General features: G+C 68.6%; 19 protein-coding genes. 11 read left to right on the top strand and 8 right to left on the bottom strand.

Features of this window, described 5'->3' with window-relative positions; all coding sequences use genetic code 11:
* The first annotated feature begins 3 nt into the window (after positions 1-3).
* The 9 genes from glgX to CAL13_RS09615 all read left to right on the top strand — a co-directional run bounded on the left by glgX (position 4) and on the right by CAL13_RS09615 (position 14,492).
* Positions 4-2,112: a glycogen debranching protein GlgX gene (glgX, locus tag CAL13_RS09655; protein WP_086057218.1), complete on the top strand. Its 2,109-nt coding sequence runs from the start codon at positions 4-6 to the stop codon at positions 2,110-2,112.
* Positions 2,109-3,944, top strand: a complete 1,836-nt coding sequence (gene treZ, locus CAL13_RS09650; RefSeq protein WP_420042424.1) for a malto-oligosyltrehalose trehalohydrolase — start codon at positions 2,109-2,111, stop codon at positions 3,942-3,944. The genes glgX and treZ overlap by 4 nt, the downstream gene beginning before the upstream one ends.
* On the top strand, positions 3,941-6,076 hold the full coding sequence (gene malQ / locus CAL13_RS09645) for a 4-alpha-glucanotransferase (RefSeq protein WP_086057217.1): 2,136 nt from the start codon (positions 3,941-3,943) through the stop codon (positions 6,074-6,076). The genes treZ and malQ overlap by 4 nt, the downstream gene beginning before the upstream one ends.
* On the top strand, positions 6,073-8,769 hold the full coding sequence (treY, locus tag CAL13_RS09640) for a malto-oligosyltrehalose synthase (RefSeq protein ID WP_086072231.1): 2,697 nt from the start codon (positions 6,073-6,075) through the stop codon (positions 8,767-8,769). Before malQ ends, treY begins: the two co-directional genes overlap by 4 nt.
* 451 nt (positions 8,770-9,220) lie before the next feature.
* Positions 9,221-9,700 (top strand): MarR family winged helix-turn-helix transcriptional regulator, encoded by a 480-nt coding sequence (locus CAL13_RS09635; protein ID WP_086057215.1) that lies wholly within the window; start codon positions 9,221-9,223, stop codon positions 9,698-9,700.
* On the top strand, positions 9,697-11,769 hold the full coding sequence (locus tag CAL13_RS09630) for an FUSC family protein (RefSeq protein ID WP_086072230.1): 2,073 nt from the start codon (positions 9,697-9,699) through the stop codon (positions 11,767-11,769). Before CAL13_RS09635 ends, CAL13_RS09630 begins: the two co-directional genes overlap by 4 nt.
* On the top strand, positions 11,766-11,978 hold the full coding sequence (locus CAL13_RS09625; RefSeq protein WP_086057213.1) for a DUF1656 domain-containing protein: 213 nt from the start codon (positions 11,766-11,768) through the stop codon (positions 11,976-11,978). The genes CAL13_RS09630 and CAL13_RS09625 overlap by 4 nt, the downstream gene beginning before the upstream one ends.
* 2 nt (positions 11,979-11,980) lie before the next feature.
* The gene (locus CAL13_RS09620) at positions 11,981-12,991 is read left to right on the top strand and encodes an efflux RND transporter periplasmic adaptor subunit (RefSeq protein ID WP_086072229.1); all 1,011 of its coding nucleotides are present in this window, start codon (positions 11,981-11,983) and stop codon (positions 12,989-12,991) included.
* Positions 12,992-13,004: 13 nt separating this feature from the next.
* A complete protein-coding gene (locus CAL13_RS09615) occupies positions 13,005-14,492 on the top strand; it encodes an efflux transporter outer membrane subunit (RefSeq protein ID WP_086072228.1) in 1,488 nt (495 codons plus the stop codon).
* A 31-nt stretch (positions 14,493-14,523) separates the two neighbouring features.
* On the opposite strand, the gene ypfH is transcribed toward CAL13_RS09615, so the two are convergent.
* The 4 genes from ypfH to CAL13_RS09595 form a co-directional block, all read right to left on the bottom strand.
* The gene (gene ypfH / locus CAL13_RS09610) at positions 14,524-15,225 is read right to left on the bottom strand and encodes an esterase (protein ID WP_086057210.1); all 702 of its coding nucleotides are present in this window, start codon (positions 15,223-15,225) and stop codon (positions 14,524-14,526) included.
* A gap of 68 nt (positions 15,226-15,293) precedes the next feature.
* Entirely contained in the window at positions 15,294-16,421 is a 1,128-nt protein-coding gene (locus tag CAL13_RS09605; RefSeq protein WP_198297944.1) for a lipocalin-like domain-containing protein, read from the bottom strand.
* Positions 16,422-16,473: 52 nt separating this feature from the next.
* Complete coding sequence (locus tag CAL13_RS09600; RefSeq protein ID WP_198297943.1) at positions 16,474-19,002, bottom strand: ABC transporter permease; 2,529 nt, start codon at positions 19,000-19,002, stop codon at positions 16,474-16,476.
* Complete coding sequence (locus CAL13_RS09595) at positions 18,999-19,673, bottom strand: ABC transporter ATP-binding protein (protein ID WP_198297942.1); 675 nt, start codon at positions 19,671-19,673, stop codon at positions 18,999-19,001. Before CAL13_RS09595 ends, CAL13_RS09600 begins: the two co-directional genes overlap by 4 nt.
* Positions 19,674-19,891: 218 nt before the next feature.
* Here CAL13_RS09595 and CAL13_RS09590 point away from each other — a divergent pair, with 218 nt between their 5' ends.
* Complete coding sequence (locus tag CAL13_RS09590; RefSeq protein ID WP_157664836.1) at positions 19,892-20,608, top strand: hypothetical protein; 717 nt, start codon at positions 19,892-19,894, stop codon at positions 20,606-20,608.
* A gap of 36 nt (positions 20,609-20,644) precedes the next feature.
* Here the strand turns inward: CAL13_RS09590 and CAL13_RS09585 are convergent, their stop codons facing one another.
* From CAL13_RS09585 to CAL13_RS09570, 4 genes are read right to left on the bottom strand one after another with little or no spacing between them, the layout of a single operon-like run.
* Entirely contained in the window at positions 20,645-22,243 is a 1,599-nt protein-coding gene (locus CAL13_RS09585; RefSeq protein ID WP_086072224.1) for a GMC family oxidoreductase, read from the bottom strand.
* A 17-nt stretch (positions 22,244-22,260) separates the two neighbouring features.
* The gene (locus CAL13_RS09580; protein ID WP_086072223.1) at positions 22,261-23,073 is read right to left on the bottom strand and encodes a shikimate dehydrogenase family protein; all 813 of its coding nucleotides are present in this window, start codon (positions 23,071-23,073) and stop codon (positions 22,261-22,263) included.
* Positions 23,070-24,122: a transketolase family protein gene (locus CAL13_RS09575; RefSeq protein ID WP_086073583.1), complete on the bottom strand. Its 1,053-nt coding sequence runs from the start codon at positions 24,120-24,122 to the stop codon at positions 23,070-23,072. Before CAL13_RS09575 ends, CAL13_RS09580 begins: the two co-directional genes overlap by 4 nt.
* Before the next feature lie 11 nt (positions 24,123-24,133).
* Positions 24,134-24,991, bottom strand: a complete 858-nt coding sequence (locus CAL13_RS09570; RefSeq protein WP_086057204.1) for a transketolase — start codon at positions 24,989-24,991, stop codon at positions 24,134-24,136.
* 112 nt (positions 24,992-25,103) lie between these two features.
* On the opposite strand from CAL13_RS09570, the gene CAL13_RS09565 reads away from it, so the two are divergent.
* Positions 25,104-25,811 carry a GntR family transcriptional regulator gene (locus CAL13_RS09565; RefSeq protein WP_086057203.1) on the top strand — a complete coding sequence of 236 codons (708 nt, stop codon included), beginning with the start codon at positions 25,104-25,106 and terminating at the stop codon, positions 25,809-25,811.
* Positions 25,812-25,855: the final 44 nt, after the last annotated feature.

Below are 25,855 nucleotides of genomic sequence, written 5' to 3'. Positions count from 1 at the left end.
TACATGCCTGGTCCGCTTCCCGACCGGCTGTCGCCCGGCATGCCCTATCCCCTGGGCGCAACGAGCGACGGCCTTGGCGTCAATTTCGCCGTTTTCTCCGCCAACGCAACCCGTATCGACCTCTGTATCTTCGACGCGCGCGGCCGCAAGGAAATCCGCCGCATGCCGCTGCCCGAGTGCACCGACGAGATCTGGCACGGCTATCTGCCCGACGCGGCGCCGGGACTGGTCTACGGCTATCGCGCCTACGGCCCCTACGACCCCAAGCACGGCCACCGTTTCAACCCGCACAAGCTGCTGCTGGATCCCTACGCGCGCGAACTGATCGGGCCGCTGCGCTGGACGGACGCGCTGTTCGGCTATCGCGTAGGCCATGCGCGCGCCGACCTGGTGCCGGACCGGCGCGACAGCGCGCCGGCCATGCCCAAGGCCGTGGTCACGGACAACGCCTTCAATTGGGGCGAAAGCCGCCCGCCGCGCACGCCTTGGGAGCACACCCTCATCTACGAGGCGCACGTGCGCGGCGTGTCGATGCGCCGAGACGACATCTGGCCGCACCTGCGCGGCACCGTCACGGCCCTGTCCAATCCGCGCTTCATCGATCACCTGCACAAGATCGGCGTAACGGCCATCGAGCTGCTGCCCGTACATGCCTTCCTGCAGGACAAGTTCCTGGTCGAGCGCGGCCTGAGCAATTACTGGGGCTACAGCACCCTGTCGTATTTCGCGCCGGAGCCGTCGTACCTGTCCCAGGGCGGACCGAACGACCTGCGCATGGCGATCCGCCGGCTCCAGGCCGCGGGCATCGAGGTCATCCTGGACGTGGTCTACAACCACACCTGCGAAGGCAACGAGCTGGGGCCGACACTCTCCTGGCGCGGTCTGGACAATGCCAGCTATTACCGGCTGATTCCCGGCGACGAGCGCTACTACATCAACGACACCGGCTGCGGCAATACCGTCAACCTTTCCCATCCGCGCGTGCTGCAGATGGTGCTGGACTCGCTCAGGCATTGGGCCACGTCCTATCGCGTGGACGGCTTCCGTTTCGACCTGGGCGTCACGCTTGGCCGCGAGGGCACCGGCTTCGATCCGGGCTCGGGCTTCTTCGACGCCATCCTGCAGGACCCGGTGCTGTCGCGCCTGAAGCTGATTTCCGAGCCCTGGGACATCGGGCCTGACGGCTACCAGCTGGGCCAGCATCCGCCGGGCTTCGCCGAATGGAACGACAAGTTTCGCGACACAGTGCGCCGGTTCTGGCGCGGCGATCCGGGCCAGCGCGGCGAACTTGCCGAACGCATGGCAGGATCGAGCGATCTGTTCGACCGCCGGCACCGGCGCCCCTGGTCGTCCATCAACTTCGTTGCCGCGCACGACGGCTTTACCGTGCGCGACGTGGTCAGCTACAACGAGAAGCACAACGAAGCCAACGGCGAAGAAGGACGCGACGGCCATAACGAAAACTGCAGCCGCAACTGGGGGGTGGAAGGGCCTACCGACGACCCGCAGATCCTGCACGTGCGGCGGCGGGTGCAGCGCGCCCTGCTGGCCAGCGCACTGCTGTCGTACGGAACGCCCATGCTGCTCGCGGGCGATGAGTTCGGCAACAGCCAGGACGGCAACAACAACGCCTATTGCCAGGACAACCCGGTGTCCTGGCTGGATTGGGACCAGGCGGCCAGCCAGGAAGGCCGCGACCTGACGCAGTTCGTGGCCCGTGTCGCGGCCTGCCGCCGCCAGCATGCCAGCCTGCGCAGCACACGCTATATGAATGCGCACCAGGAAGCGGCGCCCGGCATACCCGGCGTCACCTGGTTCGACGTGGATGGGCACCCCATGACGCAAGCGGCATGGCGCGACCCCGAAGGCCGCGCACTGGGCCTGCGCCGGGCCATCGGCACGCGCGAAGGCCTGGACGTTACCTTGACGCTCATGAACGGCAGCGACAGCGACGTTTCCTTCGCGCTGCCGCGCGATATGGCATGGCGCATGCTAGTCGATTCCACTAGGCCGGAAGTGCCGGAGCACAACGTGCATGGCAACCATGTCACCGTCCACGCACACGGCATCGCATTATTGAGCGGGTATCCCCGCGCCAGGGAGCACGAATGACCGACACCCCCTCATCCAATCCGACGGAGCAGTCCGCGCGCGCCGAAACCGGCCGGACCTTCATGCCCAGCTTTGGCGCCTGCCATCTGCCCAGCGGATTGACCCGCTTTCGTCTCTGGGCCCCCAACGCCGAGCACGGCGTGACCCTGGAGATCGCCGGCGCCGAGCCGCAGCCGATGACCGACGTCGGCGATGGTTACTACGAAATCGAAACGCCCTGCCCGCCGGGCACGCGCTACCGCTACCGCGTCAGTCCGGACCTGAGCGTGCCCGATCCCGCGTCGCGCCTGCAGGCCGGCGATGTGCACGACGACAGCGTGGTCACGTCCAGCAGCTATACATGGCGCAACGACGGCTGGCGCGGCCGGCCGTGGCGCGAAGCAGTGTTCTACGAGATCCATCCCGGCATCGCCGGCGGCTTCGCCGGCATCGAGGCCCGCTTGCCGGAACTGGCAGACCTGGGTTTCACCGCGATCGAGCTGATGCCCATCGCGGATTTTCCCGGTCCGCGCAACTGGGGCTATGACGGCGTGCTGCCCTATGCGCCGGACTGCGCCTACGGCACCCCGGAAGAACTGAAGCGGCTGATCGACACCGCCCATGGCCTGGGCCTGATGGTCTTCCTTGACGTGGTCTACAACCATTTCGGTCCGGACGGCAATTATCTATCGGCCTACGCCAGCGACTTCTTCCGCGACGATCTGCATACGCCCTGGGGCGTGGCGATCGATTTCCGGCGCCGCCCGGTGCGCCAGTTCTTTACCGAGAACGCGCTGTACTGGCTGACCGAGTACCGTTTCGACGGTCTGCGCCTGGACGCCGTGCATGCCATCCGCGACGTGGGCTGGCTGGAGGAAATGGCCGGCTACGTGCGCGCCCATCTGCCGGCGGACCGCCACGTGCATCTGGTGCTGGAGAATGACGACAACCAGGTCCATCCGCTGGAACATGGCTATCAGGCCCAATGGAACGACGACGGCCATCACGTCTTGCACCAGCTGCTGACAGGCGAAAGCGAAGGCTATTACGGCGATTACGCCGTGCACCCAGCGCAGCGCCTGACCCGCGCACTGGCCGACGGCTTCATCTACCAAGGCGAGCCCTCGGCCCATCGCAACGGGGCCAGGCGCGGGGAACCCAGCGCGCATCTGCCGCCGACTTCCTTCGTGCTGTTCCTGCAGAACCACGACCAGATCGGCAACCGCGCCATGGGCGACCGGCTGATCTCGCTGTTGCGCAACGACACGCGCGCCTTGCGCGCGGCCGTGGCGCTGCTGCTTCTGTGCCCGCAGATTCCGCTGGTTTTCATGGGCGAGGAGCGCGGCGCCACCGCGCCTTTCCTGTACTTCACCAGCCACACCAACCCGGAACTGGCGCAAGCCGTGCGCGATGGCCGCCGCAAGGAATTCGAGAAGTTCCGCGCCTTCGCCAACCCCGCCACGCGCGACCGCATCCCGGACCCCAACGATCCCGAAACCTTCGCGCAATCGGACCCCTACCGCGAGCCGGCCAACGAAAGCTGGCTGTCGTACTACCGGGACCTGCTGCAGGTGCGCCATCGCATGATCGCGCCTCGGCTCGAGGGCGCCCGGGCGCTGGGCGCGCACATACTGGGCCTGCGCGCCGTCGTGGCGCAATGGCTGCTTTCCGACGGCGCCATCCTGTCGCTTTATGTGAACCTGGGCACGGTCGACCTGAGGCCCGACTGGCTTCAGGATGACCACCGCGGCGAAACGCTGCTGTACGAAAGCGAAGCCGGCGCGGGCGCCGCGCTTTACGAGGGCATGCTGCAGAACGGCGTGACCGTGGCGCTCCTGAAGGAGCCGGCATGAGCAGCCAAGCGCTTTCCGGCGACGAACAGGCCGCCCTGGCCCAGTTGGCGGAACGGGCGGGCATCCTGGTGGATTGGACCGATGCCCGGGGGCGTCCGCAGCGCATTTCCGGCGACACCATCCGGGCCTTGCTGACGGCGCTTGATCTGCCATGCGGCAGCATCTCGCAGATTCAGGAAAGCATCGAACGCCTGCGCCAGGACGAATCCGACGAGCATGAAACGTTCATCATCGTCGATACCGGGTCGCCCATCGCCTTGCGCGGCGCGCGGGACACGGTGTTCGAGCTGATCGACGAGGACGGCCAACGGCGAGAAGTGACCGCGCATGGCGCGGACGACAGCGCGGCGCACATCCCGCCCATCGACATACCGGGCTATTACCGCCTGCGCGCGGGCGGCCGCGAATGGACGCTCGCGGTCGCGCCGCGGCGTTGTCCAAGCATTGCCGACATCGTCGAAACGCCGTCGCCCCGCATCTGGGGCGTGGCGGCCCAGATGTACAGCCTGCGCCGGCCGCACGACGGCAAGCCGGCGCAGGCTCCCGGCCTGGGCGACTTCACCGCGCTGGCGCACTTGGCCGGCGCGGCGGCGCGGCGCGGCGCGGACGCGATCGCCATCAGCCCCGTCCACGCCATGTTCTCGGCGGACCCCAGCCGCTACAGTCCTTACGCCCCTTCCAGCCGGCTGTTCCTGAACGGCCTGTACGCGGACCCCTGCCCGATATTGGGCGAGCGCATGGTCGCCGCCGCGCTGGACGCACTCAATCTGGGCGAGGAAGCCCTGCGCCTGGACGCGCTGCCGCTGGTCGATTGGCCCGCCGTGGCGCGACTGCGGCTGAAGGTGATGCGGCGGCTCTACGACGAGTTCCGCACCGATTCGGGCGCCGGGCAACATGCGGACTTCCAGGCATTTCGCATGGCGGGCGGCGAGCCGCTGGAAAGCCATGCGCGCTTCGAGGCCCTGCACGCCCGCCATCTGCCGCCGCTGGGCGACGCCACGGACTGGCGCCATTGGCCCTCCGATTTGCGGGACCCGGCCAGCAGCGGGGTCAAGGCATGGGCGCACGCGCATGAAAAGGACGTGGGCTTCCATATCTTTTTGCAGTGGCTGGCCGCGCGCGGCCTGGCGCGCGCGCAGCAGGCGGCGCGCGACGCCGGCATGGCGGTCGGCCTGATCGGCGATCTGGCCGTCGGCACGGACCCGGGCGGCAGCCATGCCTGGAGCCGGCAGGACGACATCCTGGACGCGCTTTCGCCGGGCGCGCCGCCGGACATCTACAACCCTCTTGGGCAGTCCTGGGGGCTGACCGCGTTTTCGCCGCGATCGCTGAAGCTGCATGGCTATGCCGCCTTTCGCGAGATGCTGCGCGCTTCGCTGGCCTACACGGGCGGCGTGCGCGTGGACCATGTGCTGGGGCTGGCGCGTCTTTGGCTGGTGCCCAACGGCGCCTCCCCGAAGGAAGGCGCATATCTGCGCTACCCCCTTGACGACATGCTGCGGCTGGTCGCCCTGGAAGCCTGGCGCCACCGCGCCGTGGTGGTCGGCGAAAACCTGGGCACCGTGCCGGAAGGCTTCAATTCGCGCATTGAAAGCGCGGGGATGCTGGGCATGAACGTGCTCTGGTTCCAGCGCGAGGGCGAAGGCGACCCGCCGCCCTTCCAGCAGCCCGGCGGCTGGCCGGCATGTTCGGCGGCCATGAGCACGACGCACGACCTTCCCACCATCGCCGGATGGTGGAACGGCACGGACATCGCGTGGCGGGAGCGCCTGCAACTGTTGGGCGACGACGAAACCGAAGCGGCCGCGAACGCGCAGCGCGGGCGCGACCGGGAGGCCTTGTGGCGCGCGCTGCGCGAGGCGGGCTGCACCGCGCCGGATGCGCAGGCGGATCCGCCTGCCGAGCCTCCCATCGAGGAGATTCTTCGATTTGTCGCCAGCACGCCCTCGGCCTTGATGCTCGTTCCCACCGAGGACCTGCTTGGCGTACCCGAGCAGCCGAATCTGCCCGGCACTATCGATGAGCACCCCAACTGGCGCCGCCGCCTGCCGGTGAACGCCGGCCAGCTGTTCGACGACGAAGCGGTGCGGCGGCGCGCGGAAGCGGTGGTTCAGAACCGGAGAAAACCATGACGCCGCCCCGCGCCACCGTACGTCTGCAATTGCATAGCGGCTTCACCCTGGCGGATGCCCGCAAATGGGTGCCCTACTTCGCCAAGCTCGGCATCAGCCACGTCTACACGTCCCCCATCACCCGGGCCCGCCCGGGCTCCATGCACGGCTACGACGTGGTCGACCACGGACAGGTCAACCCCGAACTCGGCGGCGAAGCGGCGCTGCGCGATCTGGTGCAGACGCTGCGCGCCCACGGCATGGGCCTGATCGTCGACATCGTGCCCAACCACATGGCAACCAGCACGGACAACCCGTGGTGGCACAGTGTGCTGGAGTTCGGCCGGTCCAGCCCGCACGGCGACTGGTTCGACATCGCCTGGGATTCCATCGACGAGGAGCTGCGCCACAAAGTGCTGGCCCCCTTCCTGGGCCTGCCTTATGGCGAGGCGCTGGAAAACGGCGACCTGACGGTGCGGCACGATGCCCAGGACGACCGCTTCTACCTGGACGTCTACGGCACCCGCTATCCGCTGAACCTGGATAGCGTGCGCGCCGCCGGGCTGACGGATCCCGCGCAGCTATCCGACTACGACCCCGCCACCAAGGCTGGCCGCGAGCGGCTGCACGCGCTGTTGGAACGGCAGCACTACCGGCTGGCGTGGTGGCGCGCCGCGCCGGAAGAGATCAACTGGCGCCGCTTCTTCGAAATCAGCGACCTGGTCGGCGTGCGCGTGGACAAGCAGGAAGTCTTCGATGCCGTGCACGAAATGATCCTGCGCTTCTACGAAGAAGGGCTGATCGACGGCGTGCGCGTGGACCATGTGGACGGCTTGAGCGATCCCATCGACTATTGCAGGCGGCTGCGCGCAGCGCTGAATGAACGCACGGGGCGCCGGCCGGCCGCGCTGCAGCCCCACGAGCCCTATCTCGTCATCGAAAAAATTCTGGCCGACGATGAAACGCTGGATGAGCGCTGGGCGGTGGACGGCACCACCGGCTACGACTTCATGAGCCAGGTCAACGCCGTCCTGCACGACCCCGCCGGCGAGGACCTGCTGACCGAGCTGTGGGAGACGATCGCACGCGATCCGCGCCCCTTCTCCGCCATTGCAAACGAAGCGCGCGACCTCATCATGCTGCGGCACTTTCCCGCCGAACGGCTGGCGGCCGCGCGCGCCCTGCACCGCGTGGCCCGCCTGAACCCGCGCACCCGCGACTGGGGCGAATCCGCCATTTCGCGCGTGCTGTGGGACCTGCTGTCGGTGTTTCCCGTCTACCGCGTCTACGCCGACGAACAGGGCTGGCACCACATGGACCGGGTGCGCTTCCAGCACGCCGCCATGCGCGCTCACGCCCGCATCCGTCAGGACCGCGACGGCGACGACGGGCCGCTGCTCGACCTGGTGTCCGATTGGCTGGGCGGCGAAGCGCCGGCGGACTTCCCGTCGCCGGAACGCGAAGCCCGCTGCGAGGCCATCCGCCGATTCCAGCAGCTGACGCCGCCGCTGACCGCCAAGTCCCTGGAGGACACCGCGTTCTACCGCTATGGCCGCCTGCTGTCGCGCAATGAAGTAGGGGCGGACCCTGCCCTCTTCAGCATGTCGCCGGAGACGTTCCATCGCCGATGCGCCGCGCGTGCGCGGCATTTTCCGCACGCGATGGTCGCCACCGCCACCCACGACCACAAGCGCGGCGAAGACACCCGCGCGCGCCTGGCCGCGCTCAGCGAATTCCCGGCACTGTGGGCCGATACCGCGGAGGGCTGGCTGAACCGCCACATGCCTTCCTCGTATACCCCGGCCGGCACGCTGGCCGCGCATCCGGCCGATCTGTACATGCTGCTCCAGAGCATCGTGGGCGCCTGGCCCCTGCTGCTCGAACCCGGCGATGAGGCCGGCCTGAAGGCCTTCGCCGATCGCCTGTCCGCCTGGCAGCAGAAGTCGCTGCGCGAAGCCAAGCTGCGGACCAGCTGGGTCGTGCCCGACGAGGCCTACGAAGGCGCCTGCGAGCGGATATTGCGCAGCCTGTTGGCGCCGGGGAACGATCCTGGCGCCCCCGCGCGGCAGATCGCCGATTTCGTGGCGCGCATCGCGCCAACGGGAGTCGTGAACAGCCTGTCGCAAGCCCTGCTGCGCATGACGGTTCCCGGCGTGCCGGACTTGTACCAGGGCACGGAGTTCTGGGACTTCAGCCTGGTGGATCCGGACAACCGCGCGCCGGTGGACTATGAGGCGCGCGCCGCGGCGCTGGAAGCGCCGGATTCCAACGATCCCGACGCACTGATCGCCGATTGGCGCAGCGGGCGCATCAAACAGGCGGTCGTACGGGGCGCCCTGCACGCGCGCCAGTCCGACCCGGAATTGTTCGCCCGCGGCGATTATGTGCCGCTGCCCGTGCTCGGGTTTCGGGGCGACCATATTCTGGCCTTCGTGCGTTGCCTGCAAGACCGCTGCGCCTTTGTTTTTGCGCCGCGCCTTTGCGCGCAGGCGCTTCGTTCCGAGGCCGGGGATGACCCGCGCGCGCCCGCAACCTCGCTGCCCCGCATCGACCCCGATTTCTGGAACACGACGTCGGTTGTACTGCCCCACCGCTATGCAGGAGCCACGCTGCGCGACGCGCTGAGCGGACGCGAGCGCCGCGTCGGCGCTGACAGCATCCTGCCGTTGGCGGAAGTGCTGTCGGATTTCCCCGTCGCACTGCTGGTTGGGTAGGGGGAGCTCACCCCCGAAGCGCTGACGCGCTTCCCCCTCGAGGGGGCGACGCAGCGGAGGGGAAGCCCACCCCCGAAGCGCTGACGCGCTTCCCCCTCGAGGGGGCGACGCGGCGGAGGGGGAGCTCACCCCCGGAGCGCTGACGCGCTTCCCCCTCGAGGGGGCGACGCAGCGGACCGGCGGAGCCGGATCCGCGCGTCCCCGGTGGGGGGCGGCCCGCTGCGTGCGGGGGTTTGTTTCCAGGGAATTTGGCGGTTCTTGGGATGAGCGGACAGGGCTGCGCCGTGGACGCGGCCCTTCCGGGACGAGGTGGGCGGTTGTGTGCGCGCTTTGTGGGCGGGACGCGGGCTGGGATGGAGAGGTACGGCGGCGGTTGCGGCGCTGCGGCGTGCTGGCGGGCCGCCTTCCTGAATATTGATAGGACGCTAATAGTTAGCTTATAATATATTCCATGAAGAAACCGTCCGATGCCCGTCTAGCGGTGCTGACCGGCCATATGCTGGTCATCCATCGCGCCTACCGCGCCGCGGCCGATAAGGCGTTGGCGGATTACGGCTTGTCGCAGGCCACCGCCTGGCCGGTGATCTGGGTCGGGCGCCTCGGCAACGGCGTTCGCCAGGGGGTACTGGCAGACGCCATGGGTGTCGAAGGACCCTCGCTGGTTCGTTTGCTGGATCAGCTGGTGGCCGCCGGTTTGATCGAACGGCGCGAGGATGCGCGCGATCGCCGGGCCAAGACCTTGCATCTGACGCCTGCCGGCGAGGCGCTGCGTGAACAGGTTGAAGCCATGCTCGTGAAACTGCGGCGCCAGGTCTTTCACGAAGTCGATGCCGACGATGCAGAAGCATGCATTCGCGTGTTCGAACGCATCAAGGCCTCTCTCGCGCGCAATCTGCCGCCGCAATCCACTCGTCCGGAGCGCGAGCCGTGAAGCTTCCCACTGCACAGGAAGCGCTGTTCTCGCTGAAGGCCTTCATCGGCGCCATGATGGCGCTTTATCTGTCCATGCTGATCGACCTGCCGCGGCCTTTCTGGGCGGTGACCACCGCCTATGTGGTGTCGCAGCCGTTCGCGGGCGCGGTGCGTTCGAAGGCGGTCTTCCGCCTGGGCGGGACGTTCTTCGGCTGCGCAGCCGTCGTGTTCCTGGTGCCCAGGCTGGCGAATTATCCGGTGCTCATGGTGCTCGCCCTGTCCCTTTGGGTGGGGGTGTGCCTGTATATCGCGGTGCTGGACCGCACGCCGCGATCCTATCTGTTCATGCTGGCGGGATACACCGCCGCGATGATCGGCCTGCCCAGCGTCACGACGCCCGAAACCGTATTCGACACCGGCCTGGCCCGCGTGGAGGAAATCACGGCCGGCATACTTTGCGCCATGCTCGCGCACAGCCTGATCCTGCCCCGCGGGGTCGGTCCGGCGGTGATCGGCCGCCTGGACCAGGCGCTGCGCGACGCGCGGCTGTGGATACAGGACGCCCTGCGCAGCGGCACGGTATCGCAAAGCGACAAGGACCGCAGGGCGCTGGCCAACGACATCACCCAGTTGCGCCTGCTGTCCACCCACGTTCCCTACGACACGGGCCATATCCGGTGGACGGCCCGCTCGGTGGCGGCCATGCAGGACCGCATGGCCGCGCTGACGCCTACGGTGTCCTCGCTGGAAGACCGTCTGCGCGCCCTGCGCGCCTCGGGCCAGCCGCTGCCGCCGGAATTGCCCGCGCTGCTCGACGATATTTCGGCGTGGGTCGAAGCCGGCCCGCGGGGCGATCGTGCGCGCGGCGCGGCGCTGCGCGCACGCGTCGAACGCCTGATGCCCTCGGTGGACGGGGGTTCGGACTGGAACGCCCTGCTCATGGTGAGCCTGACCACGCGCCTGCGCGAGCTGATCGAGCATTGCGAACGCGGGTTCGCGCTGCGGCGGGATATCCAGGCCGGTTTGTCCGGCGCACCCACGCCCATGCCGCGCGAAGCCGCCACGTCGAACCGGGCGCTGCACCACGATCATGGCGTCGCCCTGCTGTCTTCCGTCTCGGCCGCGGTGGCGATCAGCGTGTGCTGCGCGTTCTGGATCGGCACGGCGTGGACCAATGGCGCGACGGCAGCCATGATGGCCGCCATCTTCAGCTGCTTCTTCGCAACCCAGGACGATCCGGTTCCCGGGATCATGCAGTTCCTGACCTATACCGTGGTGTCGATTCCGCTGTCGGCCATCTACCTGCTTGGGGTGCTGCCGGCCCTGCACTCCTTCGAGATGGTGGCCCTGGTGATGTTCCCGGTGTGCTTCGTCTGCGGCATCTACATCGCCCGGCCCGCCAGCATGGGCAAGGCCATGGCGGTGTTCTTCGGCTTTTCCGGCACGCTGGCCATGCACGATACCAACACGGCGGACCTGGTCTCGTTCATCGATACCATGACCGCCCAGATCATCGGCGTGGGCACCGCCGCCGTGGTGGCCGCGCTGCTGCGCAGGATGAGCGCCGAGTACAGCGCGCGCCGCATCCAGGCCGCGAACTGGCGCGACCTGGCTCAGCTGGCGTCGGCCGACCGGCCGCCCGCCGGCAACGCCTACACCGTGCGCATGCTCGACCGCATAGGGCTGGTCTATGCCCGCCTGGCGGTGCGCGGCCAGAACGAAACCCCTGTCGAGGAAGACACCCTGCTCGACTTGCGCGTTGGCAACGAAATCGTCGAACTGCAGCGTGCGCGGGCCGAACTGCCCGTTGCAGACGCCGCAATCCGGCCCGTGCTTTCCTGCCTGGCGCAGTGGTTCCGCAACCGCATCCGCGGCCGCGGCGACAAGCCCGATACCTTCCTGCCGCGGCTCGATACGGCGCTGGCGCGCACCAGCGCCGCGCCCGCCGGCGCCGCGCGCGACCGGGCCATCGTCGCGCTGGTGGGGCTGCGCCGCGGCCTGTTCCCGCAAGCGCCAGCCTACGTGCCGCAGGGCGTTCACAGCGCCCGCGCCGGCCAGCCGCAATCCGATTCAGGAGCAACGTCATGATCGGCGAAATCAGTCTGTACGGCGTCTACCTGCCCTGGCTGCTGGTCCTCGGCGTCATCACGCTGGGCCTGGCTTGGTTCGTGCGCCGCTTGCTGGCGCTGACCGGCGTCTATCGGCTGGTGTGGCACCCCGCCCTGTTCGATCTCGCCCTTTACGTCGTGCTGCTCTACGCCGTGGTGCGCGTTTCCCCTTTGATTTTCTCGAGATAGTCATGAAGGTCCCTTCCCTGCCCGGTCCGCTCGACTTCGTCCGGTTCGCCGTCACCGTGATCCTGGTGGTTGCTGCCGCCTACGCCGGCTGGCGCTTGTGGTCGCACTATGAGCTGGAACCCTGGACACGCGATGGCCGCGTCAAGGCCTACGTCGTCCAGGTCGCGCCCGACGTATCCGGGCTGGTGACCGCGGTGCCGGTGCACGACAACCAGGATGTGAAAGCCGGAGACGTGCTGTTCGAAATCGACCGGGCCCGTTTCCAGCTGGCGTTCGAGCAGGCCAAGGCGGCGGTGGAATCGCAAACCGTGGCGCTGGCGCAAGCCAACCGCGACGCGCGGCGCAATCGGGAGCTGGGGCAATTGGTGTCGGCGGAAGTCCGCGAGCAGAGCCAGACGCGCGTGGAGCAGGCACAGGCCGCGCTGGCGCAGGCAAAGGTGGCGCTGGACGTCGCCCGCCTGAATCTGGAGCGCAGCCGCGTCGTGGCCGCCACGGATGGCCGGGTCACCAATCTGGATTTGCGCGTGGGCGCCTATGCCACCGCCGGGCGCGGCGTCATGGCGCTGGTGGACGCCAACAGCTTCTACGTCGAAGGCTACTTTGAAGAAACCAAGCTGCCGCGCATCCATGAGGGCGACCCGGTCACCGTCGCGCTGATGGGCGAACCGCGCGTGCTTCGCGGGCACGTCGAAAGCATCGCCATGGGCATCGCGGACCGCGATCGCAGCACCGCGGCCAACATGCTGCCCAACGTCAACCCCAACTTCAACTGGGTGCGGCTGGCGCAGCGCATACCGGTACGCGTGCACATCGATGAAGTGCCGCAAGGTGTACGCCTGGTCGCCGGCCAGACGGCCACCGTCTCTGTCGATGCCGTGACCCGGCAGGTAGCCGATGCCGCGCCGTCCGGCGCCGACCAGGCGCCGCCGGAAGCGGCTGCCGGACCCGGGCCGGCGACGCCCGCCGAACCACACGCCAACACCGGCACGGCGGCAAAACGCCCTGCGCAGTAAGCGGACGCCGACCATGAGCACGATGCGTTTCCCTTTCGCCGCCGCACTGATTGCCATGCTCGCCGCCTGCTCGGCGGTGGGGCCCGACTACCATGTGCCGGAACAGGCGGCCGTCAACCGCCCCCAAGCCAATGCACCCTTCGCCGGCGCGGACGACAGCCGCGTCTTTCTCGACGCGGCCGTGCCCGGACAATGGTGGCGGCTTTACGACGACCCGACGTTGAACGGTCTGGTGGAAAAAGCGCTGTCGGCGAACACCGACCTGCGCGTGGCCGCGGCCAACCTGGAGCGCGCCGACGCGATCGTGCGCGAAGCCCGGGCGCAGACTCGGCCCGGCATCTCGCTCAGCGCTTCGCCCACGTTCGGCCACGTATCGGGCGTACAGGAACTGGCCCCCGATTTCCGTCCGCCCAATCAATGGTCCTACAGCGGCAGCGCCGGCATTTCGTACCAGCTGGACCTGGCGGGCCAGATCCGCCGCACCATCGAAGCGGCCGGCGCCGATCGCGACGCCGCGCAGGCCGCATACGACGCCACGCGAGCGGCCGTCGCGGCGCAGACCACGCGCGCCTACACCACCGCCTGCGCGGCCGGCATGCAACTGCTGTCGGCCCGGCGCTCCGTCGACGTGCAACGGCAGTCGGTGGAAGTCAACGAACGGCTGCAACGCCTTGGGCGCGGCACGCCGCTCGATGTCGCGCGTGCGCGCAGCCAGCTGGAGCAGTTGCGCGCCAGCCTGCCGCCGCTCGAGGCGCAGCGCCGCACTGCGCTGTTCCAGCTTGCCACGCTCACCGGCGACACGCCCGCGCAGTTTCCGGCGGCGCTGCGCGAGTGCTCCGCGATGCCCACGCTGAAGCAGCCGATTCCCGTGGGCGATGGCGCGGCCCTGCTGCGCCGCCGTGCGGATATCCGTCAGGCCGAACGCGATCTCGCCGCCGCCACCGCCCGCATTGGCGTCGCCACGGCCGACCTCTATCCCAAGGTGAGTCTGGGGCTGTCGGCGGGCTCCGCGGGGCCGGCCTCCCTCTTCGCGCAGGCGGGCACCTTCAGTTGGAGCATCGGCCCGCTCATTTCCTGGACCCTGCCGAACACCGGCGCGGTGCAGGCCAGGATCGCCGAGGCTGAAGCCGGCGCCAAGGCCGCCTTCGCGCAATTCGACGCCACCGTGCTCAATGCTTTGCGGGAAACCGAAAGCGCGCTGGAAACCTATGCGCGCGAACTGGACCGCGACGCCGCCTTGCGTGCCGCGCGCGACCAGGCCGCCGAGGCGGCGCGTCAGGCCCGGATGCTGTATCAGTACGGCAAAACCGATTACCTGACCGTGCTCGACGCGGAACGCACGCTGGCCAGCACCGAAAGCGCCCTGGCCGCATCGCAGGCGCAGGTCGCGAACGATCAGATCACGCTATTCCTGGCGTTGGGCGGCGGATGGCAGACCCAGGACTCCGGGACGGCGCCGCAGCCCGCCGGCGCGACGCAACTCGTTCCCGCTTCCCGCTGATACGCGGCCGGCCCCAACGACGGCAATGCCGTCAATGCAGCAGGGTGCCTGGCGGCGCGGCCTGATTCAGGCCCAGCGCCGCTTCCCAGCTGCGCAAGGGCACGCAGGTTTGCAGCCGGACGACGGCGCGTTCGATCAGCGCGGGATGCAGCTCGTGTCCGACGTGCGTCGCCACGTCGATGGTGGAATCGCCGTGCAGTTCGCTCAGCCTGGCCTGCGCGCGCCTCGCATGGCTGACAGGCATGACGCTGTCGTCGGCGCCGTGCAGAAGATGAATGGTGGTGTATTGCGGCGCGGCGTGCGGCATCGCCGCGTAGCGCCCGGAAAATGCCAGCACCCGTCCGGCCAGGCCATCGTGCGCCGCGGTCGCTTCCAGTGCCATGATGGCGCCCTGTGAAAACCCGGCAAGCGCGGTGTCGCTTTGCAGCAGGTGAAAGCGCAGCTGGCAGGCGCGGATGTAGGCCACCAGCGCCGGCAACGCGCGCGCCACGCGCGCCGGGCGGTTGTCTTCATCGATGCCGCGCGTGGAAAACCATTGGCGGCCCTCGCCCGGCCCATCGTAAGGCTCGAAACCCGCGGGCGCGACGATGGCCGCTTGCGGAAACGCACGCCGCACTGCCTCGGCCAGGCCTTGCATGTCGGCGGGCGCGCCGCCGGAGCCGTGCAGCAGGATGAAGAGCTGGCGCACTTCTCCCTGCGCGGGCACGGACTCGATATCGGTCGATAAACTCATAGGCTGCTCCGTTGCGCAGCGGCGGCGAGCCGCCCATGCATGTCATTCTAGGCTCGATAAGCCAGCCCTCAGTACCCCGTCATCTCCAGATACCCAGTTCCTCCCGAATCCAGGCGCACGGGACCTTCCCAATAAGGAAACGCGGTCCCCATCCATGCTTGCGGGTACACGGCCGCCGCATTGACATCCAATTCCTTGCCCGACGGTCCGGCCACGCGCACACGCCAACGCGTCGGCACCCGGCGGCCGTTGTGCTGGTCCGTCCAACCCTGCGGGTCCAGCCGAATCTGCGTTCCGTCCAGCACGACGGCGCGGCCGTCCGCGCCGATCCACGTGCCCGCCCGAAAAGGGCCGCCGCTGGACTGGCGAACCTGAAACAGCATGAGCTTGTCGCCGCCGGCCAGGTGCAGCGAAAACCAATCCCAACCCCGCTGATCCGCCGATAGCGGCTGGCTGCTCCATTCGCGGTCCAGCCACGCCCGTCCACGCACGTGATGGCGCTCCTGGCCGCGCCGGACCTCGCCTTCTACGCGATAGAAAGGCTGGCTGTAGTAGTACGACGCCTGGCCCTGTCCGGACTTTTCGCTGTAACCGCCATCGCCATGCAACACCAGCGGTCCGTCCGCCACGAGGGTCAGCCGATACGAGAAGTCCTTGCCGCCTGCCTGCATGGTCAGCCGATTCACGCCATCGGCGCTTTCGCCCGCATCGTCCGGGGCCGCGCCGGCGGACTGCAGCGACCAGTCGTCGATCCAGGCCTCGAAGGGCGTTGCCCGCACGCCGGCCTGCCCCACGCCGCCGCGCGCGAATTTCTCCGCGAAATCGTGCCGGCGCGCGTCGGTCAGCGCCGCATGGGCCATCCACACATTGGGGCTTTCCCAACCGGCGCCATCCCTGCCAGGCCGCAAGGCGGACCGGAACAAAGTCCACTGCGCGCCCCAGGGCTGCCCCTGTTCGTCCTCCAGAGCGGCCGTGACGTACCACCACTCGATGCGGTAGCCGTCATGGGCGCCATGGTCGGCCGGAAACTGCAAGGCCCGCCCGCGTTCGACCTGCAGATAGCCGCCCGCCTCGCTGCCCAGCCCCGCGTAGCTGGCGCCCGGCGGCGGGTCGGCCCGCTCGCAGCCGCCCGTCAGCAGCACGGCCGCCGCCAGCGCCACCCGGCCAGCCAGCCGTGCTCCATATCGCCTCAACACGTCCGCTCCCGGTTGCGCGATTCCATTCGGCGTCCCATGCACGTCCATAGACCTAAGCCTCGCCCGCGAACTGCCGCAGCAGCTCCGCCGGCTGGCGCCGCCGCAACTGCCACACCGGCCAGGCCGCGGCCAGCAAACTCGTCATCAGGCCCAGCGCCGCCAGCCGCACCAGCTGCATGGGGAAGACGTGCAGCGGCAGCCGCCACCCGAAGGCCTGTACATTCACCACGGCGACCAGGCACCACGCCAGCAGGATGCCCAGCGGAATCGCGCACAACACCGTCATCGCGGACAGCATCGACACCTGGCCCAGCGCCAGCCAGGCCAGTCTGGAGCGCTGCACGCCCAAGGCCCACAGAGGAGCAAGCTGCGCCAGCCGGCTGTGGCTCAGGGTCAGCAACCCGATGAACACCGCCACCCCCGCCACGCCCAGCGTCAACCCGTTCAAGGCGCCCGTGGCGGCGAACGTCCGCTCGAAAACCTGACGCGACCATTGTTTGATCCCGGCCTGGTCCACGATCTGCATGCCGGCGGTTTCGAAGCGCCGCGCCAATGCGGCCCGTACGTGCGCCGCCTGGCCCGCGACGGCGTAGACGTGCAGGCTGCGCAGGGATGCCGACGGCCAATCGCGGCGCAACGCGGCGGCGTCCATCAGCACATGGCCCTTGGGGTTGCCGTAGTCCGCGTAGAGTCCCACGATCGCGTAGGCGCGCGTCCCGCCGTTTTCTGCCGGCAGCGCGAGCCGGGCGCCCAGCCCAAGGCCGAGACGCCGCGCCAGCTGTTCGCTGATCATCACGCCTTCACCCTGCGCGACGCGCGCCCATGCCTCGCCCGTGTGCGACAGCAATGGCCACTGGCGACGCGTTTCCGCGTGGTTCTCGACGCCCTGCAGTTCCAGCGGCCATCCCTGGATACGCGTGTCGGCGCGCCACTGGGGCAATACGGCATGCACGTCGCGGCGTTCGCGCAGCCATGCGGCGGCCGTCTCCCCTTGCGCGCTGTCGTGCGGGGTCGCGTACAGGTCCGCCGACAGACGCTGGTCCAGCCATCCCAGGAAGGTAGCGCGGAACCCTTCGGTCATGCTGCCGACGCCGACGCTGGCGGCCAGCGCCAGCAACAGCGCCATCAGCGCCAGGCTCAACGCGGGCAGCTGCTGCCGGCTGTCGGCAACGAACCACGCGGCCAGCGGGCCGCCGGCATGGCGGGCCGCCCACGCCAACGCGCCGTCGAGCAGCGCGGGCAGCAGCAGCGCCGCCGCGAGGAGGATGGCCGCCTGCATCGTGAAGGCGCTGGCCAGGCTGTTGCCCGCTACGCCGCAAGCGGCCGCGACGATCGCCAGCGCGCCGGCGGCCCAGACGCGACGCCGCAGCGCCGCGGCCTGCGCGCCGCGCCACGCCTGAGGGCGCGCCAGCGCCAGCAAGGGCAGGCGCGCGGCGCGCCACAGACTGGCGCCGCCAGCCGCCAGCATGCCCGCCAGCGTCATCGCGATGCCGGCCAGCCACCAGGACGGCGGCAAGGCAAGATGGCTCGCGACTTCGGCGCCATACAGGCCGCGCAGGCTTGCCGCCACATTTCCAAGCAGGGCGCCGGCCAGCAGATACCCCGTCGCCACGCCGGCCAGTCCGCCCGCCAGCGCAAAAGCGGTCAACTCGGCGCCCAGCGCGGCGACCAGCACGCGCAGGCTCACGCCGCACGCCCGCAAGGTCCGCAGCAGCGGGCGGCGCTGTTCCAGCGCCAGCCCGATGGAAGCGTGGACGATGAACAGGCCCACGATGAAAGCCAAAAGTCCCATCGCGGTCAGGTTCAAGTGAAAGCTGCGCGTCAGCCGGTCCAGGTCCGCCCGGTCTGCGGGCGGCGCGGCCTTCAATCGGCCGGCCCATTGCGCAGGCGGCTCGACCGCGCCAGGCTCGCCATCGTGTCCGCCCGGCGTCGCCGTCCCGTCGGGGGTGCGCGCGCTGGCCTGAGCCAACAGCAGGCGGGAGATCTTGCCGGCGGCGTGCAGCAGCCGCTGTGCGTGGCCGATATCCATCACGATGACGCCCGGCGCCAGCTGCGGTTGCAGGCGCAGCGGGGGCAGGCGGTCGCCGTCCACGGTGACCGGCGTGTCGCCGTCCATGAGCCCCAGCCGCGCCAGCGTGTCGGGACCCGCCCAAGCCTGCCCCGGCTCGCCGATGAATGCCCCAAGGTCGAAGGCGGCTGCCCGCCGCCCCGCCACAACGCTGTCCGGCGGCAGGCTCAGCGGTTCGATGCCCAGCACCCGCAAGGCGACCGGGGGATCCCCTGGGAACCGCAGCCGCCCCTCCACCACCGGCGAGACCTGCCACCCGGCGCGGCGCAGCGCGACATAGACGTCCTGCTCCAGCCACTCTCCGGTGCTCGGCAGCCACTGCGCCGCATCGGCGCCCGCGAGCACCGCGCTGGCACGCGCGTAATCGGCGCGCGCCTGGGCATTCAGCGCCTGCACGCCGCTCCACAACGCGGTCGCGAGCCACAACCCGCTGAGGATGCTGACGCACTGCAGACGATGGCGCCGCCAATGACTGGCCAGCGCAAGGATGGCTATCAGGACGCTGCGCATCATGCCTGCCGCCTGGATACGGCGCCGTCCTGCACCCCCGCCTGGATGCGCCCCAGATGCAGCGTCAGGCGGCGGTCGAGCCGGCCTGCCAGGCGGCCGCTATGCGTGACCATCAGCAATGCGCTGCCTGCCTCGCGCACCAATTCCAGCAGCAGGTCCAGCACCGCGTCGCCGCTTGCTTCGTCCAGACTGCCTGTCGGTTCGTCGGCCAGCACCAGTGCGGGCCGGCCCGCCAGCGCGCGGCCGATCGCCACGCGCTGTTGCTGACCGCCCGACAACTGTTCCGGATAGCGGGCGAGCAAGGACCCGAGGCCCAGGCGGTCCGTGATATGCGCGACCCACGCGGGGTCGTGGCGGCCCGCCAGCCGCGCGTGGAACGCCAGGTTGGCCGATACATCGAGGCTGCCGATCAGGTTGTACTGCTGAAAGATCAGGCCGATGCCTGTACGCCGCCACTGCGCCAGCCCCGCCTCGCCGCGGGCGTGCACGGCACGGCCATCGGCAAGCACCTGCCCGCTGTCCGGTTTTTCCAGTCCCGCAATGATATGCAGCAAGGTGCTTTTGCCGCTGCCCGATTCGCCCATCAGCGCCAGGCTGCGGCCCGCCTCCAGCCGCAAGCGCACGCCGCGCAGAACCGGCAACGGGCCCTGCGCGGTCGCGAAAGATTTATGCACGTCCTCGACGATGAGCACTTCCAGACCTTTGGTTCACGGCGGTGCGACTATCGTAACCGCCCGGAACTTTCGTATACGGCGCTGCACTCAGCCGGTCCCTACCGCCCACGATGGAGGCACTGATGGTTGCATTGTCCCGCACGCACGCATCGCCGGTTTGCGATTCGCACAATACGGCGATCCCCCTGGCACGGGGCCAAAACGGCGATATTCCAGGCATGGATCCGCGTACCGCGGTCGCCGTCGGCGCAGCGGCCTTCGAGGCGGTAAAGGACCCGGCCAGGCCGCCCGCGCCGCCCAATTGCTACTACGCCATGAGGCCCGCTCCCAACGCCAACGCCAACGCCAGCGACGCCGGCGACACCTACACGGGAAAAGATCTGCAAGGCACGCGCGCCTATGAGCGCCTGGTCCACATGACGCGCACGCACCCCTCGCTGGGTCCGGAACGCAAGCCGGGCGACACGCCCGAATCCATTGTCGACGCCATGGTGTTCGACCGGCGCACCACCATCCTGCTCGCCCCGTGCCACGATGGCCACACCTGCGCGGACCGCAAGGTCCCCGTGAATGCGAAATCCACGGACGCGGCCATGCCGCCGCCCGCGCGCCGCAAGCGCGCATCGGGCCATGGCGGGGTGACGTCTTCCATTTGGCATGCGTCGCGGCCAAACCCGGATCGGGCCCGGCCCAGCCGGGACGACGACATGGCAGCCTCCCGATCGTGGCGTCGCGCGCTGGACCTTGCGTCGATGCTGCACGGGGGAATCGTCGGCGCGCTGGCCTTCATGGCCGATGTGCTCACGTCGGGCCCAGGGAGCACGGACACCGGCGTGCAACCGCCGGGCGCCACGATGACCCAAGGCGACTTGCCGCGTGAGGACGTGGCCACGTACGAGCGGGAGCTGACCGCGAGCGCGCTCAGCAGCATCTAAGACCTGCCCCGGCGTAGCGGAGCCTGCGCGACAACGCTACGCCGCGGCCGCATCGGCCAGGATCAGATCCGCGCCTTTCTCCGCCACCATCATCACCGCGGCCTGCGTGTTGCCCGACACCATGCTGGGGATGACCGACGCATCCACCACCCGCAACCCCGCCAGGCCATGCACCCTCAACCGCGGGTCCGTCACTGCCTTCGGGTCCTGGCCCATGCGGCAGGTGCCCACCGGGTGATAGATCGTCTGCCCATTGCGCCGGGCGAAGTCCAGCCATTCCTCGAAGGTATTCACCTGCTCGCCGGGACTCAGTTCCGCTTCCACATAGCGCTGCATGGCGGGCCGATGAACGATGCGGCGCGCGATACGCATGCCTTCCACCAGGCAGCGGCGGTCGGTCTCGTCGCTCAGGAAATTGGGCCTGATCGATGGCGCATCGAAAGGATCCGGACTGCGCGCATGGATGCTTCCGACAGAACGGGGCCGCAGCTGCGTAACGCCTATCGTCATGCCCGGATGGCGATCCAGGATGCGCGTGGCTGCGTTGGCATAGCTGGCATGCACGAAAAAATACTGGACGTCGGCATCTGGCAGATCAGGCGACGTCCTGACGAAGCCATGCACCAAGCCCGTTCCCAGGGTCAGGATGCCTCGCCGGCCGGCGTAGTACTTTCCCAGCTCCCGCAGCAGCCGCCATCCGCGCGACATCTCGTTCAGCGTTACCGTCCCCTTGACGCGCCAGTTCATGCGCGTGGCGAAATGCTCCTGGTAGTTCTCGCCCACCCCAGGCAGCGGATGCACGACGCCAACGCCCAGCCCGCCCAGGCGTCGCGGATCGCCGATACCGGACAGCTCCAGCATCTGCGGCGATTGCACCGCGCCCATGCATAGCAAGGTCTCGATGCGCGCCCGCGCCGTCGATTCCTGCCCCTGCCTGCGATAACGCACCCCGACGCAACGCCGGCCCTCGAACACCAGCCGCGTCACATGGGCTTCCGGCAGGATGTGCAGATTGGGGCGGCGCCTTGCCGCTGCCAGATAGCCCTGCACCACGCTCCATCGGCGTCCGCGATGCTGCAGCACCTGGTAGTAGCCGAAGCCCTCCTGGCGCGCGCCGTTGTAGTCCGGGTTCAGGGGCTGGCCGTCTTCCCGGGCCGCGGCCAGAAAGGCCTCGGACAAGGGAAAGCGCTCGCGCACCTGCACGAGGTGCATGGGCCCGCCCTTGCCGCGGCTCGCATCGCCCTGCGGATAGTCTTCGAATCTGCGGAAATACGGCGCCACGTCGCGCCAGCTCCATCCTTCAGCGCCGGCGCGCTCCCAGGCGTCGTAGTCGGCCTGTTGTCCGCGCACGTAAATGCCGCCGTTGATCAGCGTCGAACCTCCCAGACCCTTGCCGCGCGGCACCGCGATTGCGCGCTGGCAAACGTTCTCCTCGGGCTCGGTCTGGAAGCGCCAGTTGTAGACCGGGTCCACCAGAAGCTTGCTGAAGCCCGCGGGGATCGCCACCCACATATTGGCCGCATCGCGGCCGGCTTCCAGCATCAGCACCCGGTAGCGCCCGTTGGCGGTCAGGCGATCGGCCAGGATGCATCCCGCCGTACCGCCGCCGGCGATGATGAAGTCGTAGTCTTCCATCGTCAGGGAGCCGGCGGTTATGCGGCAGGGGACGCCGACGGCACGCCCAGGAATTCGGCCATCAGCGCCAGTTGCGAGGCCAGCATCGGCGCCCCATAGTGAACAGCGCAGCCGCGTTCGCGCGCGGCAAGCAGCAGCGCCGTTTCCTTTGGCTGCATGATGACTTCGCATACCAGTTGCGCCGGCGACAGGCGCGATACGTCCAGGGGCAGCGCGTCGCCCGGCCGCAAGCCCAGCGACGTGCCGTTGATGACCAGATCGTGGCCGCTGGGATCGGCATTGCCGATACGGACGTCGGCGTGCGGATGCAGGGCCAGGACGCGCCGCCGCAGATCCTCGGCCTTTGCCGCGGTGCGGTTGGCGATGGTCAGCCGCGCCACGCCGGCCTGCACCAGGGCGAATGCGATCGCATTCGCGGCGCCGCCCGCGCCCGCCAGATAGGCCTGCCTGCCCTGGACCTGCCTGCCCTCGCCCAGCAAGCCGCGCACGAAGCCTTCTCCGTCAAGCATGGTGGCAACCAGCCGCCCATCCGGATCCCGCCGCACTACGTTCGCTGCGCCGATCTGGCGAGTCACTTCCGACGCCTCATCGCACAGGGCCAGAATGGCCGTCTTGTGCGGTACCGTCACGACGACGCCGCCCAGGTTTTCCATGCCGCGCAGACCCGCCACGACGGCCGGCAGACTGTCCGGCCGTACGTGCATGGGGATCATCACGCCGTCGTATCCGGCGTCGGCGAAGTACGCGTTCAGGCGCGCGGGCGCCTGAACGTGATGGATGGGATCGGCCAGGATGCCGAAGACCCGGGTCTTGCCGCTGATGGGCGTCATGGCTTGCCTCCGTGCTTGGCGATTTGTTCGAGCACTACCTGCCTGACGCCGTCCGCATCCAGCCGGTAGTGCGCATACAGCGACGCGGGCGGCGCGATCAGGCTGAATTCATCGTTTATGCCATGCCGGGCCAGACGCGCACCCGCGCCTGACTCGGCCAGCACTTCGGCCACCGCGGAACCGAGCCCGCCCATCACATTGTGTTCCTCGATGGTGATGATGAGCGGGGCCTGCCGGCTGGCCAGGACGATGGCATCGCGATCCAGCGGCTTGATGGTCGGCATGTCGATGACGCCGATCGAATACCCCTCCTGGCGCAGCGCGGCGGCGGCGTCCAGCGCCGCCCGCACCGCGATGCCGCACGCCACCAGCGTGACGTCGCTGCCCGTGGCATGGACGACGGCCTTGCCGAATTGGAAAGGCCCTCCCTTCTCGTACACGTCGGGCTCCCGTCCCCTGCCGATGCGAAAGTAAATGGGCTCGGGCCAATCGGCTGACGCCTTGATCGCCGCCGCCAGCTGCGGCCCGTCGGCGGGCGACACCACGGTAAGCCCCGCGATGGCGCGCATGGTGGAGATATCTTCCGTGGCGTGATGCGAGGTGCCATAGAAGCCCAGGCTGATGCCCGTGTGGTGGCCGATCAAACGCACCGGCAGGCGCGTGTACGCGACGTCCATGCGGATTTGCTCGCAGCACAGCAGCGCCAGGAACGATGCAAACGTCGCGACAAAGGGCATATGGCCCGTCGTCGCCAGGCCGGCGGCCACCGAAACCATGTTCTGTTCGGAGATGCCGAACTGGATGTATCGGTCGGGATACGCCGCTGCGTAGCGCGCCAGTCCGTTGGAATGCTGCAGATCGGCCGAACCCGCGACTACCGGGTGGCCGGCGCGCGTCAGCTCGATCAGCGCATCGGCCAGCCAGGATAGGCCGGGCGTCACGGCGTTGAGCGCCCGGTACTGCCATGAATCGGGCGAGCGAAGGGCCGCGCCGGCGGCGGACGGCGTGGCGGTTTGCGGCGTTTGCGCGGCGCGCTGGGTTTGCGTCATGCCTGCCATGGTCAGATCTCCCGCGCCATGATTTCGTCGATGGCGGCCCGCGCATCCGCGGGCGCCAGATAGCCCAGGTGCCAGCCCGGCTCGGTTTCCATGAAGCCGACGCCCTTCCCCTTCACCGTGCGCGCGATCACGCAGGCCGGCCGCGCCCGCGCCGTATCGGCCTTCAGGCGCCGCAGCAGTGCGGTCAGGGCCGAGAGATCGTGGCCGTCCACCTCATGCACGTCCCAGCCGAAGGCGGACCATTTATCGCGCAGGGGCTCCACGCCCATCACCTCGTCGACCTTGCCGTCGAGCTGGTAGCCGTTGCGATCCACGATGGCGATCAGGCGCGACAGCCGGTGGTGCGCGGCGAACAGCGCGGCTTCCCACACCTGCCCTTCCTGCATCTCGCCGTCGCCGAGCATCACGAACACATGATAGGACCGGCCGCGCATCCGGCCGCCCAGGGCGATACCGGCGCCATTGGACAGAGCATGCCCGATCGAGCCCGAACTGAAATCGATGCCAGGCACTTTCGCCATATCGGGATGGTCGCCCAGCGGACTGCCCAGCCGGGTATAGCCGTCCAGCAATTCGCGGGAAATGAACCCCTTGTCCGCCAGCACGGGGAACAATCCCACCGCCGCATGGCCCTTGCCCATGAGAAAGCGGTCGCGTTCTTCCCACCGTGGGTCGCCTTGCCGCAGCGCCATGACGCCGTAGTAGAGGGAGGCAAAGATCTCCGCGCAGGAGAATACGGAGCTGTAATGCCCGACCTTGGCGATCTCGATCAGCCGGATCGTCTCCAGCCGGATGAATCTGGCGCGCTCGCGCAGCCGGGCAAGCTCACCGGCATCCGGCGCGTAATCCGCATCGGCCATCTCTCCTCCTTATTGTCGCTCGTGATATATGATATATAATATAGGCACCGTACGGCAAGCATCGGCCCGGCGCTAGAATTCCGTCCTTTCCTTCGCGGCTCGCCGTTTCGTCATGTCCAATCTCAAGCCCGTCAAAAAAGAAAACCTGTCGGTCCGGGTCTACACCGAAATACGGGAAGCGCTCATCAACGGCCAGTACGAGCCTGGCGAACGGCTCATCATCGGTGAACTGGCGCAGGAGCTGGGCGTGTCCATTACGCCGGTTCGCGAAGCCATCTTCCGCCTGATCAGCGAACAAGGCCTGGAGATGCAGGCGGCCACCGCCGTCTATGTGCCCTACGTCAATTCGGAAAAACTGCGCGAAATCCAGCAGATCCGCTTTCACCTCGAAGGCATGGGCGCCGCCGAAGCTGCCACGAAGATCACGCCGGCCCAGTTGGACAACCTGGTGGCGCTGCAGGAAGCCTTCATCGCCTGCACGTCGACCGATCCCAAGCGGGCGAGCTACCTGAACCGCAAGTTCCACTTCGCCATCCTGGAAGCGAGCCGCATGCCGATCCTGAGGAACACGGTGGAATCTTTCTGGGTCATCACGGGGCCCATCCTGAAGGTCTTCCACGTGAAGACCGCCGGACTCGATTACTCCGGCGGACAGCACAGGCACGAAGCCGTGCTGGCCGCGCTCAAGGCGCGCGACCCCGAAGCGGCGGCAAAAGCCATCCAGGCCGATCTGGTGTGGGGCGGCAAGATCATGATCGACTGGCTGGTGGAGAAGGAAAAGGAGCAGGAAGCCCTGGCCGCGGCGACGCGAGCCAAATAGGCCGCGGAAGGCGCGGCGTGCGCCGCTGTCGCGGTCGATCCAAG

This window comes from Bordetella genomosp. 9 (genome assembly GCF_002119725.1).
In the GTDB taxonomy this organism is placed as follows: domain Bacteria; phylum Pseudomonadota; class Gammaproteobacteria; order Burkholderiales; family Burkholderiaceae_B; genus Bordetella_C.
This window is presented reverse-complemented; position numbering and strand designations above follow the sequence as displayed.

What these genes read in the sequence shown, in the direction of transcription:
- glgX (WP_086057218.1), top strand. Translation starts at nt 4, where the DNA reads ATGCCTGGTCCGCTTCCCGACCGGCTGTCGCCCGGCATGCCCTATCCC.
- treZ (WP_420042424.1), top strand. Translation starts at nt 2,109, where the DNA reads ATGACCGACACCCCCTCATCCAATCCGACGGAGCAGTCCGCGCGCGCC.
- malQ (WP_086057217.1), top strand. Translation starts at nt 3,941, where the DNA reads ATGAGCAGCCAAGCGCTTTCCGGCGACGAACAGGCCGCCCTGGCCCAG.
- treY (WP_086072231.1), top strand. Translation starts at nt 6,073, where the DNA reads ATGACGCCGCCCCGCGCCACCGTACGTCTGCAATTGCATAGCGGCTTC.
- CAL13_RS09635 (WP_086057215.1), top strand. Translation starts at nt 9,221, where the DNA reads ATGAAGAAACCGTCCGATGCCCGTCTAGCGGTGCTGACCGGCCATATG.
- CAL13_RS09625 (WP_086057213.1), top strand. Translation starts at nt 11,766, where the DNA reads ATGATCGGCGAAATCAGTCTGTACGGCGTCTACCTGCCCTGGCTGCTG.
- CAL13_RS09620 (WP_086072229.1), top strand. Translation starts at nt 11,981, where the DNA reads ATGAAGGTCCCTTCCCTGCCCGGTCCGCTCGACTTCGTCCGGTTCGCC.
- CAL13_RS09615 (WP_086072228.1), top strand. Translation starts at nt 13,005, where the DNA reads ATGAGCACGATGCGTTTCCCTTTCGCCGCCGCACTGATTGCCATGCTC.
- ypfH (WP_086057210.1), bottom strand. Translation starts at nt 15,225, where the DNA reads ATGAGTTTATCGACCGATATCGAGTCCGTGCCCGCGCAGGGAGAAGTG.
- CAL13_RS09600 (WP_198297943.1), bottom strand. Translation starts at nt 19,002, where the DNA reads ATGATGCGCAGCGTCCTGATAGCCATCCTTGCGCTGGCCAGTCATTGG.
- CAL13_RS09590 (WP_157664836.1), top strand. Translation starts at nt 19,892, where the DNA reads ATGGATCCGCGTACCGCGGTCGCCGTCGGCGCAGCGGCCTTCGAGGCG.
- CAL13_RS09585 (WP_086072224.1), bottom strand. Translation starts at nt 22,243, where the DNA reads ATGGAAGACTACGACTTCATCATCGCCGGCGGCGGTACGGCGGGATGC.
- CAL13_RS09580 (WP_086072223.1), bottom strand. Translation starts at nt 23,073, where the DNA reads ATGACGCCCATCAGCGGCAAGACCCGGGTCTTCGGCATCCTGGCCGAT.
- CAL13_RS09575 (WP_086073583.1), bottom strand. Translation starts at nt 24,122, where the DNA reads ATGACGCAAACCCAGCGCGCCGCGCAAACGCCGCAAACCGCCACGCCG.
- CAL13_RS09570 (WP_086057204.1), bottom strand. Translation starts at nt 24,991, where the DNA reads ATGGCCGATGCGGATTACGCGCCGGATGCCGGTGAGCTTGCCCGGCTG.
- CAL13_RS09565 (WP_086057203.1), top strand. Translation starts at nt 25,104, where the DNA reads ATGTCCAATCTCAAGCCCGTCAAAAAAGAAAACCTGTCGGTCCGGGTC.